Here is a 15,247-nt window from a genome sequence, read left to right on the forward strand (position 1 = left end):
CCGCGGCTTGTCCGCTGTCATTCCGATAAGAACACTATGAAACCATCCATGCTGGCCAAGCTGGACCAACTGGCCAACCGCCTCGTCGAACTGGACGAACTCCTGATGTCCGAAGGCGCCACCGCGAACATGGACAGCTTCCGCAAGCTGAACCGCGAACACGCCGAACTGAGTCCGCTGGTGGCCGTCTATCGCCAGTACCAGACCGCGCAGGCCGACATCGACGCCGCGCAGGAGATGCTCGCCGACCCGGACATGAAGGAATTCGCGCAGGACGAGATCGACGCGGCGAAGGCGCGCATGGCGGAACTGGACCTCGAGTTGCAGAAGATGCTGCTGCCGAAGGACGAGAACGACGAGCGCAACATCTTCCTCGAGATCCGCGCCGGCACGGGCGGCGACGAATCCGCGCTGTTCGCGGGCGACCTGCTGCGCATGTACACGCGCTACGCGGAGCGCAACCGCTGGCAGGTGGAGATGGTGTCGGAATCGCCGTCCGACCTGGGCGGCTACCGCGAAGTCATCGTGCGCATCGTCGGCCAGGGCGCCTACTCGAAACTGAAATTCGAGTCCGGCGGCCACCGCGTGCAGCGCGTACCGGCGACGGAGACGCAGGGCCGCATCCACACCTCCGCCTGCACCGTCGCCGTGATGCCGGAGGCGGACGAAGTGGAGGACGTGCAGATCAATCCGGCCGACCTGCGCATCGACACCTACCGCGCTTCGGGCGCCGGCGGCCAGCACATCAACAAGACGGATTCCGCCGTCCGCCTGACGCACCTGCCGACCGGCATCGTCGTCGAATGCCAGGACGACCGCAGCCAGCACAAGAACAAGGCGCAGGCAATGAAAGTCCTCGCCGCGCGCATCAAGGACGTGCAATTGCGCGAGCAGCAGAGCAAAGAAGCGGCAACCCGTAAAAGCCTGATCGGCTCGGGCGACCGCAGCGAGCGTATCCGCACCTACAACTTCCCGCAGGGCCGCCTGACCGACCACCGCATCAACCTGACGCTCTATAAACTGGACATGATCATGGACGGCGACCTGGCCGAACTGACGAACGCCCTGTCGGCCGAGCACCAGGCCGAACAACTGGCGGCGCTGGGGGATTGATCAACAACAAACCGGGGTCAGAGCCCGTTTTTGGGAAATTTCCAAAAATCGGGCTCTGACCCCGGTGTTAAGACCGGTATAAGTTGCTAGACTGAAAATATCCTTTTCGACTTCAACCAGGAAGCCCATGTCCTCGTCCCGCAATCTCCTGCTCGCCATCGCCGCCGTCAGCATCGCCCTGATCGGCGCGGCCCTGTATCTCCAGCACGTGAAGGGCCTGCTGCCCTGCCCGCTGTGCGTGATCCAGCGCTACCTGTACCTCGGCATCGCGGTATTCAGCCTGATCGGGGCCTTCGCCAACAAGATCAAGGCCGGCGCCGGGCTTGCACTGCTGTGCGCGCTGGGCGGCCTCGGCTATGTCGGCAAGCATCTGTACGTGCTGGCCCACCCGGGCTTTTCTTGCGGCATCGATCCGATGCAGACGACGCTCAACAAGATCCCGACCGCGACCCTGCTGCCCGGCCTGTTCCGCGCCGACGGCCTGTGCGAAGCGGCGCAGGAGACCGTGTTCGGCCTGAACGTGCCGCAGTGGTCGGCCGTGTGGTTCACGATCCTCACGCTGGCCCTGGTCTGGGTGCTGGTGCGGCGCGCGCGCTGATGATCATCCAGCCCGGCGCCACCATCGCGGCCGTGCAGGCGGGCCTGCCGCTCGACCCGCTGGAAAACCGCATCCTCCTGTGCGAGGCGACGGGTCTGTCGCGCGTCCAGCTGATCACGCAGGGCGACCGCGCCCTCACGCCGGACGAAGCGTCCCGCCTGGACGATCTCGTGGCGCGCCGGCTGCGCGGCGAACCGATCGCCTACATCGTCGGCCGGCGCGAATTCTTCGGCCTGGCGTTTCGGGTCGGCCCCGCCGTGCTGATTCCCCGCCCGGACACGGAACTGCTCGTCGACCTGTCACTCGAGCGCCTGCCGGACAACGCACCGCGCCTGCTCGACATGGGAACCGGAAGCGGCGCGATCGCCGTCGCCGTCGCGCACACGCGGCCGGATGCCGACGTCACCGCGCTGGACGTCAGCCCGGACGCATTGGCCGTCGCCCAGGCGAATGCGGCCGCCAACGGCGCGCGCGTGCGCTTCCTCGAGAGCAGCTGGTTCGACGCGCTCGCCGCCGGGGAAACCTTCGACGTCATCGCCTCCAACCCGCCCTATATCGCGGCCGGCGACGAGCACCTGGTCCAGGGCGATCTGCGCTTCGAACCGGTCGGCGCGCTGACGGACCATGCCGACGGCTTGGCCGCGCTGCGCATCATCATCCAGGGCAGCCCGCGCCACCTCGCGCCGGGCGGCTGGCTGCTGCTCGAGCACGGCTATGACCAGGCCGCCGCCGTGCGCGCGCTGCTGGCGGACGCCGGTTTCACGAACGTGCAAAGCTGGCGGGACCTGGCCGGGATCGAGCGCGTGAGCGGCGGCCGGTTCGGCTGAACGTCTCCCCGGCGCGCTCCGGACGCCCCGTTTGTTACAATTTCGGGTCCACCACCCGGAAGCCAACACGATGCGTCGACTGTTCGCGACCCTCATCCTGCTGGGCCCCCTCGTTGCGTTCGCGGCGGATGCCGCCGATCCGGCGCAAGCGCTGTTCGAGCGCGACTGGCAATGGCGCCTCAAGCACCGGCCCGAATTCGCCACGAGCGTCGGCGACCACCGCTACGACGCGCTGCTGGCCGACACCTCGCTCGCGGAGCAAACGGCCACCATCGAGCACGCGCGCCGCATGCTCGACCTCGCGCGCGAGATCGACCGCGCGCAGCTGGCCGGCCAGGACCGCCTCTCCTGGGACCTGTTCACGGGCGACCAGGAACGCATCCTCGCGCGCGCCGCATTCGTCGCGTTCGACCCGCAGCCGGTCAGCGCGCAGGACGGCCTGCAGATCCGCTTCCCGCAGCTGGTCGCGCAGATGCCGTTCGTGACGGAAGACGACTACCGCAACTACATCGCGCGCCTGAATGCCCTGCCGCGCCACGTCGACGGCATCATCGAGCAGATGCGCGAGGGGATGCGTACCGGCTGGACGGCACCGAAGGCCATCATGGCCGGCCTGCCCGCGCAGTTGCGGGCCATGCGCGAGCACGTGCAGGATGGCGCCCTCGGCGCGCCGTTCCAGCGCCTGCCCGCGACCATCGCCGAGGAGACGCGCGTGCAACTCGCGGCGGACGGCGCGGCCGCCCTGCGCACGGCGGCGGGCGCGCTGCAAAAGCTGGAAGACTTCGTGCGCACCGACTACCTGCCGGCCGCGCGCACGACCATCGGCGCATCCGGCCTGCCCGGCGGCGCGGCGTGGTACGCGTATCTCGTGAAGACGGCGACCACCACCACGCTGGCGCCGGCCGAGATCCACGCGCTGGGTATCAAGGAAGTGGCACGCCTGCGCGCCGAGATGGAAGCGACGGCCGCGCGCACGGGCTTCAAGGGGAGTTATCCGCAATTCGTCGCGTTCGTGCGCAGCGATCCGCGCCTGTTCCCGACCAGTGCCGACGCGCTGCTGGACCGCTACCGCCGCACCATCGCGCGCGTCCAGGCCCAGTTATCCACGCAGTTCGGCACGATCCCGCAGGAAGAACTGGCCGTCAAACCCGTGCAGCAGGCGGGGGCCGACACGCAGGGCGGCGCGTATTACGAAGCGGGCACGCTGGACCGGGTCGCGGCCCTCGCCGTCAACACGAGCCGCCTGGACACGCGGCCGCTATGGGAAGTCGAGACGCTCGCCCTGCACGAGGGCATCCCCGGCCACCACCTGCAGGTCGCGCGCGCCCACGCCATCGACGGCCTGCCGGCATTCCGCCGCCACGCCTGGTATCCCGCGTTCGGCGAGGGCTGGGCGCTGTATGCCGAGGGCCTGGGGCCGGTACTGGGCCTGATGCGCGATCCGTTCTCGCAATTCGGCCGCCTGGCCGACGAGCAGCTGCGCGCCGCGCGGCTCGTCGTCGACACGGGCATCCACGCGCTGGGCTGGCCGCGCCAGCAGGCCGTCGACTGGCTGAACGCGAACACGGCCAATCCGCCGTCCGACAACGAGGTCGAAGTCGACCGCATGATCGCCCAGCCGGGCCAGGCGCTGGCGTATAAAATCGGCCAGCTGCGCATCGCCGCGCTGCGCGCGCGGGCGCAGGCGGCGCTGGGCCCGCGCTTCGACGTCCGCGCCTTCCACGACGCCGTGCTGGACAACGGCGCCGTGCCGCTGGACGTGCTGGAGAAGCGCATCGACCGCTGGATCGCGGCGCAGAATGTCCCGGAACCTGACCTGGTGAATTAACTAAAATGTCATATTGAGGGCTGACCGGCGCGGTTGGCCGATTTCGGTTACTCTCTGCGTCTCATGGCAGTATAAGAAAGGAATCCTCGTGTCGAACCAACTGACCCGCCGCCTGGCCCTGCTGGACGACGATGCCCACCGCGGCCTGCTCCTGCAAGGCCTGCGCGGCATCGAACGCGAGACGCTGCGCGTCGACGGCCAGGGCCACCTGGCAAGGACTGCGCATCCGGTAAAACTCGGCTCGGCCCTGACCCATCCGCAGATCACGACGGATTACGCGGAAGCGCTGCTCGAATTCATCACACCGGCCGAACACGACATCGGCCTGGCCCTGCACCGCCTGGACGCGATCCACCGCTACGCCTATTCCAAGCTGGACGGCGAACTGCTGTGGAGCCAGTCGATGCCGTGCGAGCTGCCGGCCGAGGAAGACATCGAGATCGCCTGGTACGGCAAGTCGAACATCGGCATGCTCAAGCACGTGTACCGCCGCGGCCTGGCCCTGCGCTACGGCAAGGCCATGCAATGCATCGCGGGCATCCACTACAACTATTCGCTGCCGGAAGAACTGTGGCAGCTGCTGGCGGAACACGAGGGCATCACGGAAGAACGCCGCAACGCGCTGCGCGACTTCCAGTCCGAAAGCTATATCTCGACCATCCGCAACTTCCGCCGCTACAGCTGGCTGCTGATGTACCTGTTCGGCGCCTCGCCGACCCTGTCGAAGGGCTTCCTGCGCGGCCGCGAACACAATCTCGAGACGCTGTCGGACGACACCTTGTTCCTGCCGTACGCGACGAGCCTGCGCATGAGCGACCTGGGTTACCAGAACGACGCGCAATCCGGCCTGCGCCCGCACGAGAACAGCCTGGAAAGCTACGTCACCTCGCTGATGGACGCCGTCAAGCGTCCGTATCCGCCCTACGCGGAGATCGGCACGAAGAAGGATGGCGAATGGGTCCAGCTGTCGACCAACATCCTGCAGATCGAGAACGAATACTATTCGACGATCCGCCCGAAGCGCGTGATCCGCACGGGCGAGCGCCCGGTGCAGGCGCTGTGCGCGCGCGGCGTGCAATACATCGAGGTGCGCTGCCTGGACGTCGACCCGTTCGAACCGGTCGGCATCGCACTCGAGACCGGGCGCTTCCTCGACGCCTTCCTGCTGTTCTGCGCCCTCGAAGAAAGCCCGATGATCAACGCGATGGAAGGCCAGGTCCACGCGCGCAACTTCGCGCGCACCGTGAAGGAAGGCCGCCGTCCGGGCCTCACGCTCACACGCAACGACCACGAAGTGCTGCTGAAGGATTGGGCGGAAGAGCTGCTGGAACGCATCCGCCCCATCGCGGAACTGCTGGACCACGAGCACAATTACAAGGGCGCCCACATGGACGCGCTGAACGCGCAGAAGGCCAAGGTCGCGGATCCGGAAAAGACCCCGTCCGCGCGCGTGCTGCAGGAAGTGCGCGCGCTCGGCTCGTTCGCGCAGTTCGGCCTGCGCCAGAGCGAACTGCACGCCGAGGCGTTCCGCACCGAACCGCTGATGCCGGCCGAGACGGGCCTGTTCGACGAGATGGCGCGGGCATCGCTGGCCGAGCAGGCGCAGATCGAGGCGACGGATACCGGCTCCTTCGACGACTTCGTGGCGGCGTATAACAGTAGTACACTGTGCCGTAACAGCTAACACGCGAGCTTGGACATTTACGCATGCACGTCGCCCCCGCGCAGGCGGGGGCCCAATTTGCACGCGTTACGGTAACGCAAGCAGAACTTGGGTTCCCGCCTGCGCGGGAACGACGTCTCACGCTGAATCGGGGCTCTTCTTGCTCACCTTTTTCAACGAACACCACGCCCAGCACGCCCCCGCATCGGAACCGCCCCAGCGCATCGACGTCGTGGCGAACGAGTTCACGCGGCGCGGCCTGGGCCGCATCGTCACCCCGCATGGCGTGCCCCTGACGTCGCTGGAACGCATCCACACGCCCCGCTACCTGCACTTCCTGCGCAGCGCGTGGAACGAATGGCTTTCACTCGACCCGCGCAACGCCGAGCGCGATCTCGTCCCCTCCGTGTGGCCAGGGCAAGGCATGCGCCGCGACGTCGAACCGGACAGTTTCACGGGCCGTCTCGGCCTGTACGCGTTCGACAGTACGACGCCGCTGGCGGCCGGCACGTGGACCGCCGCGAAGACGGGCGCCGACTGCGCGATCAATGCGGCGCACGCGCTGCGCCTGGGCGAGCGGAGCACGTTCGCGCTCACGCGGCCGCCCGGCCATCACGCCGGCGCCGACTACTGCGGCGGCTTCTGCTTCCTGAACAATGCCGCGCTGGCGGCCCAGCACCTGCTCGACGACGGCCTGCAGCGCGTGGCCATCCTCGACCTCGACTACCACCACGGCAACGGCACGCAGGACATCTTTTATCGCCGCAAGGACGTGCTGGTCGCGTCGATCCACGCCGACCCGCGCACGGACTACCCGTACTATGCGGGCCACCCCGACGAGACGGGCGCCGGCGCGGGCCTCGGCTTCAACCTGAACGTGCCGCTGCCGCGCGGAACGGCGGCAGCGCAGTGGTTCCTCGCGCTGGAAACGGCCTGCGTCAGGATGGCGGGCTTTTCTCCGCAGGCGCTCGTCGTCTCGCTGGGCGTCGACGGTTTCAGCGGCGACCCGCGCTCGCACTTCGGCCTCGCCAGCGGCGACTTCCTGCGCATCGGCGAGCGCATCGGCTTTCTTGGCCTGCCGACCGTCTTCGTGTTCGAAGGCGGCTCGGTCGTGCCCGAACTCGGCATCAACGTGGTCAACGTGCTCGAAGGTTTCGAGACGGCGGCCTGACAAGGAAACGACAATGATCGAATGGCAGTGGAGCGGTTTCGCCCACCTGACGGCGGCCGAACTGTACGAGATGCTGGCACTGCGCCAGCAGGTGTTCGTGCTCGAGCAGGCGTGCCTGTACCCGGACATCGACGGCCTCGATCCGGGCGCGCATCACCTGCTCGGCTGGCGCACCCTCGACGGCAGGCGCGAACTGGCCGCCACCCTGCGCTGCCTGGCGCCGGGCGCGAAATACGAGGAGATGTCGCTGGGCCGCGTCGTCACCAGCCCGTCCACGCGCGGCACGGGCCTGGGCCGCGAACTGGTCGCGCAAGGCATCGCGTGCGCGGAACGGCTGCATCCCGGCCACGCGATCCGCATCGGCGCGCAGGCCCACCTGGAAGCGTTCTATGGGAGCTTCGGCTTCGTCACGGTGTCCGCGCCGTACGACGAGGACGGCATCATGCACATCGACATGGTGCGCCCCGCTTCCATCATTTGAGCAGGCCGGATTTCGTCGGATCCGGCATGCGGATCGCGACGAGGCAGGCCAGCGCGCACATGACGCTCACGTACCAGTAGAAATACGGCTCGTGGCCAGCCTGCTTGAACCACAGGGCCACGTATTCCGCCGAGCCGCCGAAGATCGCGTTGGCGACCGCATACGACAGGCCCACGCCCAGCGCGCGCACTTCGACGGGGAACATCTCGGCCTTGATCAGGCCACCGATCGACGTGTACAGGCTGATGATCGCCAGCGCGCACACGATCAGCGCGCCGGCAGTCAGCGGGCTCGAGACGTTACGCAATGCCATCATGATCGGCGTCGTGAACACGGCGGCGAGCGCGCCGAAGGCGATCATCGACGTGCGCCGGCCGATGCGGTCGGACAGCGCGCCGAACGCCGGCTGCAGCAGCATGTAGACCAGCAGGCAGACGGTCATGATGCGGCTGGCCGTCTCCGTGCTCATGCCGGCCGTGTTGACGAGGTATTTCTGCATGTACGTCGTGAACGCGTAGAAGATCAGCGAGCCGCCCGCCGTAAAGCCCAGCACCGTGACGAACGCGCGCCGGTGGTGCTTCAGCAGCGACGCGACGCTGCCCGCGGCCTCGCTCTTGCGCTCGCTGGCGGTGGTGGTCTCGTGCAGCGAACGGCGCAGGTACAGCGACACGAGGGCGGCGCAGGCACCGACGACGAACGGGATGCGCCAGCCCCAGGCCTTCAGTTCGTCATGCGTGAGCAGCAATTGCAGGATGCCCAGCACGAGCAGCGCCGCGAGCTGGCCGCCGATCAGGGTCACGTACTGGAACGACGCGAAGAATCCCTTGCGCCCCGGCTCCGCCACCTCGCTCATGTAGGTGGCGCTGGTGCCATACTCTCCGCCCACGGACAGGCCCTGGAACAGGCGCGCCACCAGCAGCAGCATGGGCGCCGCCGTGCCGATGCTGGCATAGGTCGGCAGCGCGGCGATCATCAGCGAGCCGCCGCACATCATGAGCACGGAAATCATCATCGCATTGCGCCGGCCGTAGCGGTCGGCGATGCGGCCGAACAGCCAGCCGCCGATCGGGCGCATCAGGAAGCCCGCCGCGAAGATGCCGGCCGTGTTCAGGAGCTGGGTCGTCGGATTGCCTTTCGGGAAGAAGGCGGACGAGAAATACAGGGCGCAGAACGAATAGATGTAGAAGTCGAACCACTCCACCAGGTTGCCGGACGACGCGCCGACGATGGCGAACACGCGCTGGCGCGATGTGAGATGTTCGATGGCATGCGGGTCCGCTGTATCCGTCGTGGTCATTGCTATCCTCCGGGTCCGGACCCAGCATAGCAGTTCCTCAATTTTTACGGCGCCACAACAGCACCGGGATGCCTGCAAGCAGCAAAAACGCCGCTGCCGGCTCCGGCACGGGCGAGAGCAGGACCGGCGCGCAATACCCGAAGTCGTTGCAGCTGTTGGCCACGATCTGGCCGGCGTCGTTGATGCCGACGGCGTCCGTCAGCACCTGGATGCCGAGGCCGTCCGTCACGTTGTTCAGGTCGACCAGGCTGCCGTCGGCATACACGAACGCGTGCGAGAAACCGTCCCCGACGAAGCTGGAATAACCGACCACCATGCCGGCCGCGTTGATGGCGTGGGCTTCGCCGAAGTCGCCGCCGAAGGAACCGAGGTCGTGCATCACGCCGTCGCTGTACAGGAACGGATGCCAGACGGCCGCGGCGCCGATGAGGCTGTAGCCCGCCACCTGGCCGGCATCGTTCACCGCCTCGGCCCAGCTGAAGCCGCCGCCCAGCGTGCCGAGGTCCTGCATGGTGCCGTCGTGGTACAGGAATGCGTGGGCGCCGTCGTCCGGGAATCCCGGGCCCGGCTGGGAGCCGCCGACGATCATGCCCGCGCCGTTGATACCCCGCGCCCGCGCATCCGCCCCGCCCAGCGTGCCGATGTCGGTCAGCGTGCCGCCGCTGTACAGGAACGCGCGGCTGTTGCCGGACGCATCCGTGGAATCGCCCACGACCTGGCCCGCGGCGTTGATGCCGTACGCGATGCTCTCGCCGCCGTACAGCGTGCCGGTGCTCCGGATGTCGCCGTTGCGGTAGATGAAGCCGCGCGTAAAGTCGCCGGACAGCGAGGCGCCGACCACGGCGCCGCCGTTGGTGGCGGTCGCCCAGGCAGACTGGCCGCCCAGCGTCGGCAGGAACGTCGTCGTGCCGTCCTGCCACACGAAGGCGCGTTGCTGGTTGTCGGGATTGATGCCGCTGCCGACGACGCTGCCGTCGTTGCCGATGCCGTAGGCCGTGAAGTTTTCGGGCAGGAAGGTCGCGGTATAGAGCGGGTCGGCCAGCACGGCCGGTGCCGCCACTGCCAGGGATACGCCGAGCATCAGCGCCGGCTTCACGCGGCGCCGGCGCGCGCGCCAGGCCAGCAGGCCGAGCCCGGCGGCCAGCATTGCCCAGGTGGCCGGCTCGGGCACGGCCGACACGAGGTCCAGGCGCACGTCCGCGCACGTGCCGAGGCGGCAGGCACGGCCCAGGATCTGGCCCGCGTCGTTGATGTCGGTGGCGTCGATGATCTCCCAGCCGTTCGCGCCCGTCACGAGCGTGTTCAGGTCGACCATGTGCCCGTCGAGATAGATGAAGGCGTGGTAGCCCCAGCCGACGTCCGTGATGAGGTCCGACGCGCCGACGATGACGCCCGCATTGTTCAGCGCCCGCGCATAGCCCCAGTCGCCGCCCAGCGAACCGAGGTCGACCATGTGTCCGTCACGGTACGCGAAGGGCCGCGTCAGCGCGCCGTTGTCCAGGACGACGTCCGTTTCCGACCAGCCCACCGCGAGCCCGGCGTCGTTGACGTCGTAGGCTTCGCTGCGCATGCCGCCCAGCGTGCCGAGGTCGAGCATCATGCCGCCCTGGTAGAGATAGGCGTGGCGGTCCGGGTTGAAGGTGCTGGAGGGAAGCGTGGCCGTGCCGGCCACCGTGCCGGACGCGTTGATGGCTGCGGCATAGCTCCAGTCGCCACCGAACGTGCCGATCAGGTGGACGCCCCCGCTGTCATACAGGAAACCGCGCTGTGCCTCGCCGATGTAGGGCTGGGCATTGCCCGCGACCATGCCGGCGTCGTTGATGCCTCTCGCGTTCGAATACGCGTACATGTCGGGCAGGCTCGCGGCCACCGGCACCACGCTGCCGCCCACATACGCGAACGCGCTGCCGTTGTACGGGCTATTGCGTGACCCGGCGATGTCGCCATGGTTATTGATCGCAAGACCGTAGCTGTCTGGCAGCACGCTGCCCAGGCTCGTGACGGTCCCGCCGGACAGGATGGCGGCCGCACCGCCGGACGTACCGACGATCTGGCCTGCGTTGTTGAGCGCGGACGGCGCGAAACCCGCCGGCAGGAAATCAAATGTATAGAGCGGATCGGCCCACGCGTGCGCGCTGGCGAAGAACGGCAACAACAGGGCGAACAGGCAACGGCGTATCGACATGGCAGGCTCCGGATGACATTCAGGCGTGCCAACGATACGGCCCGACGCGCCGCGCGGAACTGAGCCAGATCAGTCGTGCGCGGAACGCGTTCAGAACGTGATGACGAAGCGCGCGCCGCGGCTCACCGGGCGCGCGTAACGTACCGTGCCGCCATTGCCATGTACCAATTGACGCACCATCGCGAGACCAATGCCGCCGCCCTGTTTGCGCGTCGTGAAGAAGGGCGTGAAGATGTGCGCGGCCAGCGCGTCCGGCACGCCGGGACCGTCGTCGTCGACCTCGATGCGCAGGCGCGCACCGCGCACCAGGCGGGCGGCAACGCGCGCGCGGCCGCCCGCACCCGTCGCCTCGAACGCGTTCTTGAGCAGGTTGATCAGCGCCTGCTCGAGCTGGCCCGGGTCGGCCATCAGTTCCAGCGACGCCGGCTCCACCGAGAACGCGACGTCGCCGCCGCGCTCCCGCCAGGCCGGCCCCACCAGCGCATCGAGCCGCGCGAACAGGGCGGCCAGCGGCACCCGCTCCGGCCGCGCATCCGGCACGTTGGACAGGCTGCGGTAGCTGGCGACGAAACCGGCCAGGCTGTCGGCGCGGCGGCCGATGGCGTCGAGCGCCGTGCCGAGGTCCGCCGCCATGTCGGGCAGCAGCGCGGGCCGTGCTTCCTCGACCAGGTCGCGCGCCGTGCGCGACAGCGACGCCACCGGCGTCAGCGAATTCATGATCTCGTGCGTGAGCACGTGCACCAGCCGGCGCCAGGCGTTCAAGGCTTCGGCTTCCAGTTCGCTTTCGACCGGCATCAGCGCGGCGAGACGCTGCGGACGGCCATGCAGGGTCAGCATCGACACCGTCGCCAGCGCGCGTTCGGTGCCGCGCTCGGTCTCGAATTGCAGCAAGGTGCGGTCGCCGTGCGGTTGCCGCGCCAGCTGGCGGTACAGGGCGGCGCCATCGGTGGCGCGGCCCGGCGCGACCAGCTTGCGCGCGTTCGCGTTCAGCGGCTGCACGTGCTCGTCCCCGTCGATGCCGAACAGCGCGACCGGCGCGTGTTCCAGGCGCGCTTCCAGGGCCAGCGCGTTGTCGACGAGGCTTTGCTGCTCGACGTTCAGCACGGGGCGCGGTTCAGGCGCGGGCTGCCGGCGCAGCGCGGCCAGCGCGGCCAGGCTGCGCCACAGGACCAGCACCGCGACCACGGCCGCCAGGCCGCACAGCACGAGGACACGCGGCGCATCGCCCGCGCGGCCGGCGCCGAACGCCAGCGCCGCGAGGCCGGCCGCCGCCAGCAGCGCGGCCATCTTCGCGCGCGCTTCAGATGCCATGCTTGCCCAGCTTGCGGTACAACGCGGCGCGGCTGACGCCCAGCATGCGCGCGGCGAGGCTGATGTTGCCCCTGGCCTTGTCCAGCGCGGCGGCGATGGTGTCGCGTTCCAGTGCGCCCAGCCTGAAGTCCTGAGCCTTCTCCACCTGGACGGGCGCAGGCGGCGCGGCCGGCGCGAGGCCGAAATCCTCGTAGCGGTAGTCGGCGCCGCCACCCAGGATCACGGCGCGCTCGCACGCGTGGCGCAGCGCGCGCACGTTGCCGGGCCAGTCCCACGCGCACAGGCGGTCCAGCGCGGCCGGCGCCAGCTCGCGCACGGGCCGCTGGTACTGGCCCTCGTACAGCGACAGGTAGTGGTGCAGCAGCGCGGGAATGTCGTCGCGCCGGGCGCGCAGGGGCGGCACGCGGATCACGATGGTGTTCAGGCGGAACAGCAGGTCGGCGCGGAACACGGCCGGATCGAACAGGCGGTCTTCCGTCAGGTTGGTTGCGCTGACGATGCGCACGTCGACCGGTTCGGGGCGGTCGGCGCCGATCGGCGTCACCTCGCGCCGTTCGAGCGCCGTCAGCAGCCTGGCCTGCGCGGGCAGCGGCATGTTGCCGATCTCGTCGAGGAACAGCGTGCCGCCGCGCGCGGCCTGGAAGCGGCCGGCGCGGTCGCTCTTCGCGTCGGTGAACGCGCCCTTGCGGTGGCCGAACAACTCGCTCTCGCACGTCGCCTCGGGCAGCGCGCCCATGTCCACGGCGAGGAACGTCCCGGCGGCGCGGCGCGACGCCTGGTGGAGGGCGCGCGCGACGAGCTCCTTGCCGACGCCGTTCTCGCCCAGCACCATCACGTTCGCTTCGGTGGGCGCGACACCGGCGATCATCGCCTTCACCTCGCGCATCGGCGCGGAGTCTCCCATCAGGGCCGACGCGCCGGGCACGTTCGCGGCCGCGCGGCGCGCCAGCGCGGCATCGACGGCGGCGGCGAGGCGCGCGTTGTCCCAGGGCTTGGTGATGAAGTCGACGGCGCCGCGCTTCAGCGCTTCGACCGCGAGCGGCACGTCGGCATATGCGGTCAGCGCGATCACGGCGGGCGGCCGCGCCAGCGTGCGCAGGCGGTCGAGCACCGCGAGCCCTTCGGCGCCGTCGACGCGGCCCGGCGTGAAATTCAGGTCGAGCAAGACGACGTCCGGCACGCCGTCCGCCAGCAGCGCCTCCAGCCGCGCCGGATCGTCGAGCGTGCTCACCGCGCCATGGCGGCGGCGCAGCAGCATCTGCGCGGCGCAGGCGACATCGCGGTCGTCGTCGAGGATCAGGAGGCGGGTGCGGGATTCAACCATCGGGCCATTCTAGCAGCGCGCATCGGGGCGTTGTACTGCCCGGCGGTCACCTGTCCGGAAGCGCACAGGGGTACCTGTCCGGATCCGGACAGTCGCGCGACAAAACCCCTTTCGGCAGGGGCAAAACGGTCGTGGCACGGGGCTTGCAAACAATGCCGGCATGACCCATCCATCTCCCCACCTCGTCACCGGCGCCGCCATGGACGTGCGCGTTCCGGTCCGGCGCGGCCGTTTCGTTCTGCGCGCCGGCGCGCTGCTGGCCGCCCTCTCCCTGGCCGCCTTCGCCGCGTGGCAGGCCTTGCCGCACGGGCTGCAGGTGGCAGCGCGCGACGTGCGCATCGCCCGCGTCGCGCCGGGCGTCTTCCGCGACGAGATCGTCGTGCGCGCCAGTGCCGAACCATTCAGCGCCATCGTGCTCGACTCGGTCGAATCCGGCCGCGTCGAGGAAGTGATCGCGCACGACGGCCAGCACGTGGCGAAAGGCGATTTGCTGTTCCGCCTGTCGAACCCGCAGCGCAACCTGGAACTGCTGGCGCGCCAGACCGAGTACGCGCAGCAGATCTCGAACCTCGCGACCCTGCGCGTGGCGCAGGAAGCCAGCCGCACCGACCACCAGCGCCGCCTGGCGGACCTGGAATTCGCGCTGGAGCAGGCGCGCAAGCAGCATGCGCGCAACGCCAGCCTGGCCGCGCGCGGCTTCCTGTCCACGGCCGCGCTGGAGGATGCCGCCGACAAGCTCGCGCAGCAGCGCCGCCTGCTGGACGACGAGCGGGCCAGCAGCGCCGCCGAGGAACAGGTGCGCGGTCGCGTGCTGCAGCAGATCGAAGGCGTGATCGCGGGCCTGCAGGCGGGCCTGAAGCTCGTGAACGCGACCGTCGACGCGCTGGCCGTGCGCGCGCCGGCCGCCGGCGTGCTGACCGATTTCCGCCTGCTCGTCGGCGAAACGGTGCGCCCCGACCAGCGCATCGGCCGCATCGACGATCCGCAGCGCTTCAAGCTCGTGGCACAGGTCGACGAGTTCTATCTCAGCCGCGTCACGACCGGACGCCCGGGCCTCGTGGTCCAGGAAGGCGCCAGGTATCCGCTGCGCGTCGCCACGATCTACCCGCAGGTCAAGGACGGCCGCTTCACCGTCGAGATTGTGTTTACGGGCGCGCAGCCGCCCGTGATCAGTCCCGGCCAGGGCCTGGATGCACGGCTGACGCTGGGCGAGCCGGCCCGGGCCCTGCTGCTGCCCCAGGGCACTTACGCCGGCGACGGCGGCGGCGCCTGGGTGTTCGTGGCGGCGCCGGACGGCCGCCATGCCGAACGGCGCACCGTGCGCCTGGGGCGCCGCAACGACACGCAGGTGGAAGTCCTGTCCGGACTGGCCGCCGGCGAGGACGTCATCGTGTCCGGCTACACGTCGTTCGGCAAGGCCGGGCGGCTGGAATTGACGAAGTGACGCGC

The 15,247-nt window shown here is 69.1% G+C and carries 12 protein-coding genes; 8 read left to right on the plus strand and 4 right to left on the minus strand.

The features are described 5' to 3' along the window. Nucleotides 1-36 precede the first annotated feature (36 nt). From prfA to ACL58G_RS04135, 7 genes are all read left to right on the plus strand, one after another. Nucleotides 37-1,113, plus strand: a complete 1,077-nt coding sequence (prfA, locus tag ACL58G_RS04105; RefSeq protein WP_056133989.1) for a peptide chain release factor 1 — start codon at nt 37-39, stop codon at nt 1,111-1,113. A 127-nt stretch (nt 1,114-1,240) separates the two neighbouring features. Next, the gene (locus ACL58G_RS04110) at nt 1,241-1,711 is read left to right on the plus strand and encodes a disulfide bond formation protein B (protein ID WP_413380728.1); all 471 of its coding nucleotides are present in this window, start codon (nt 1,241-1,243) and stop codon (nt 1,709-1,711) included. Then, nucleotides 1,711-2,538 (plus strand): peptide chain release factor N(5)-glutamine methyltransferase, encoded by an 828-nt coding sequence (prmC, locus tag ACL58G_RS04115; RefSeq protein ID WP_440965318.1) that lies wholly within the window; start codon nt 1,711-1,713, stop codon nt 2,536-2,538. The genes ACL58G_RS04110 and prmC overlap by 1 nt, the downstream gene beginning before the upstream one ends. Before the next feature lie 70 nt (nt 2,539-2,608). Beyond that, nucleotides 2,609-4,366, plus strand: coding sequence for a DUF885 domain-containing protein (locus tag ACL58G_RS04120; protein ID WP_440965320.1), 1,758 nt, complete (start codon nt 2,609-2,611; stop codon nt 4,364-4,366). Nucleotides 4,367-4,454: 88 nt separating this feature from the next. Next, on the plus strand, nt 4,455-6,050 hold the full coding sequence (gshA, locus tag ACL58G_RS04125) for a glutamate--cysteine ligase (RefSeq protein ID WP_413380734.1): 1,596 nt from the start codon (nt 4,455-4,457) through the stop codon (nt 6,048-6,050). A gap of 139 nt (nt 6,051-6,189) precedes the next feature. Next, nucleotides 6,190-7,200, plus strand: a complete 1,011-nt coding sequence (locus tag ACL58G_RS04130) for a histone deacetylase family protein (protein ID WP_413380736.1) — start codon at nt 6,190-6,192, stop codon at nt 7,198-7,200. A gap of 13 nt (nt 7,201-7,213) precedes the next feature. Beyond that, nucleotides 7,214-7,681, plus strand: a complete 468-nt coding sequence (locus ACL58G_RS04135; protein ID WP_413380738.1) for a GNAT family N-acetyltransferase — start codon at nt 7,214-7,216, stop codon at nt 7,679-7,681. On the opposite strand, the gene ACL58G_RS04140 is transcribed toward ACL58G_RS04135, so the two are convergent. From ACL58G_RS04140 to ACL58G_RS04155, 4 genes are all read right to left on the minus strand, one after another. Beyond that, a complete protein-coding gene (locus ACL58G_RS04140; RefSeq protein WP_413340918.1) occupies nt 7,674-8,978 on the minus strand; it encodes an MFS family transporter in 1,305 nt (434 codons plus the stop codon). The genes ACL58G_RS04135 and ACL58G_RS04140 overlap by 8 nt on opposite strands. Nucleotides 8,979-9,015: 37 nt before the next feature. After that, nucleotides 9,016-11,163, minus strand: a complete 2,148-nt coding sequence (locus ACL58G_RS04145) for a PEP-CTERM sorting domain-containing protein (RefSeq protein WP_440965323.1) — start codon at nt 11,161-11,163, stop codon at nt 9,016-9,018. 90 nt (nt 11,164-11,253) lie between these two features. Continuing rightward, nucleotides 11,254-12,474: a sensor histidine kinase gene (locus ACL58G_RS04150; protein ID WP_440965324.1), complete on the minus strand. Its 1,221-nt coding sequence runs from the start codon at nt 12,472-12,474 to the stop codon at nt 11,254-11,256. Beyond that, on the minus strand, nt 12,464-13,798 hold the full coding sequence (locus ACL58G_RS04155) for a sigma-54-dependent transcriptional regulator (RefSeq protein WP_440965326.1): 1,335 nt from the start codon (nt 13,796-13,798) through the stop codon (nt 12,464-12,466). Before ACL58G_RS04155 ends, ACL58G_RS04150 begins: the two co-directional genes overlap by 11 nt. A 160-nt stretch (nt 13,799-13,958) precedes the next feature. Here ACL58G_RS04155 and ACL58G_RS04160 point away from each other — a divergent pair, with 160 nt between their 5' ends. Then, entirely contained in the window at nt 13,959-15,242 is a 1,284-nt protein-coding gene (locus ACL58G_RS04160) for an efflux RND transporter periplasmic adaptor subunit (RefSeq protein WP_440965328.1), read from the plus strand. Nucleotides 15,243-15,247 lie beyond the last annotated feature (5 nt).

Source organism: Massilia sp. GER05 (assembly GCF_052056005.1).
Taxonomy (GTDB): Bacteria; Pseudomonadota; Gammaproteobacteria; order Burkholderiales; family Burkholderiaceae_D; genus Telluria; species Telluria orientalis.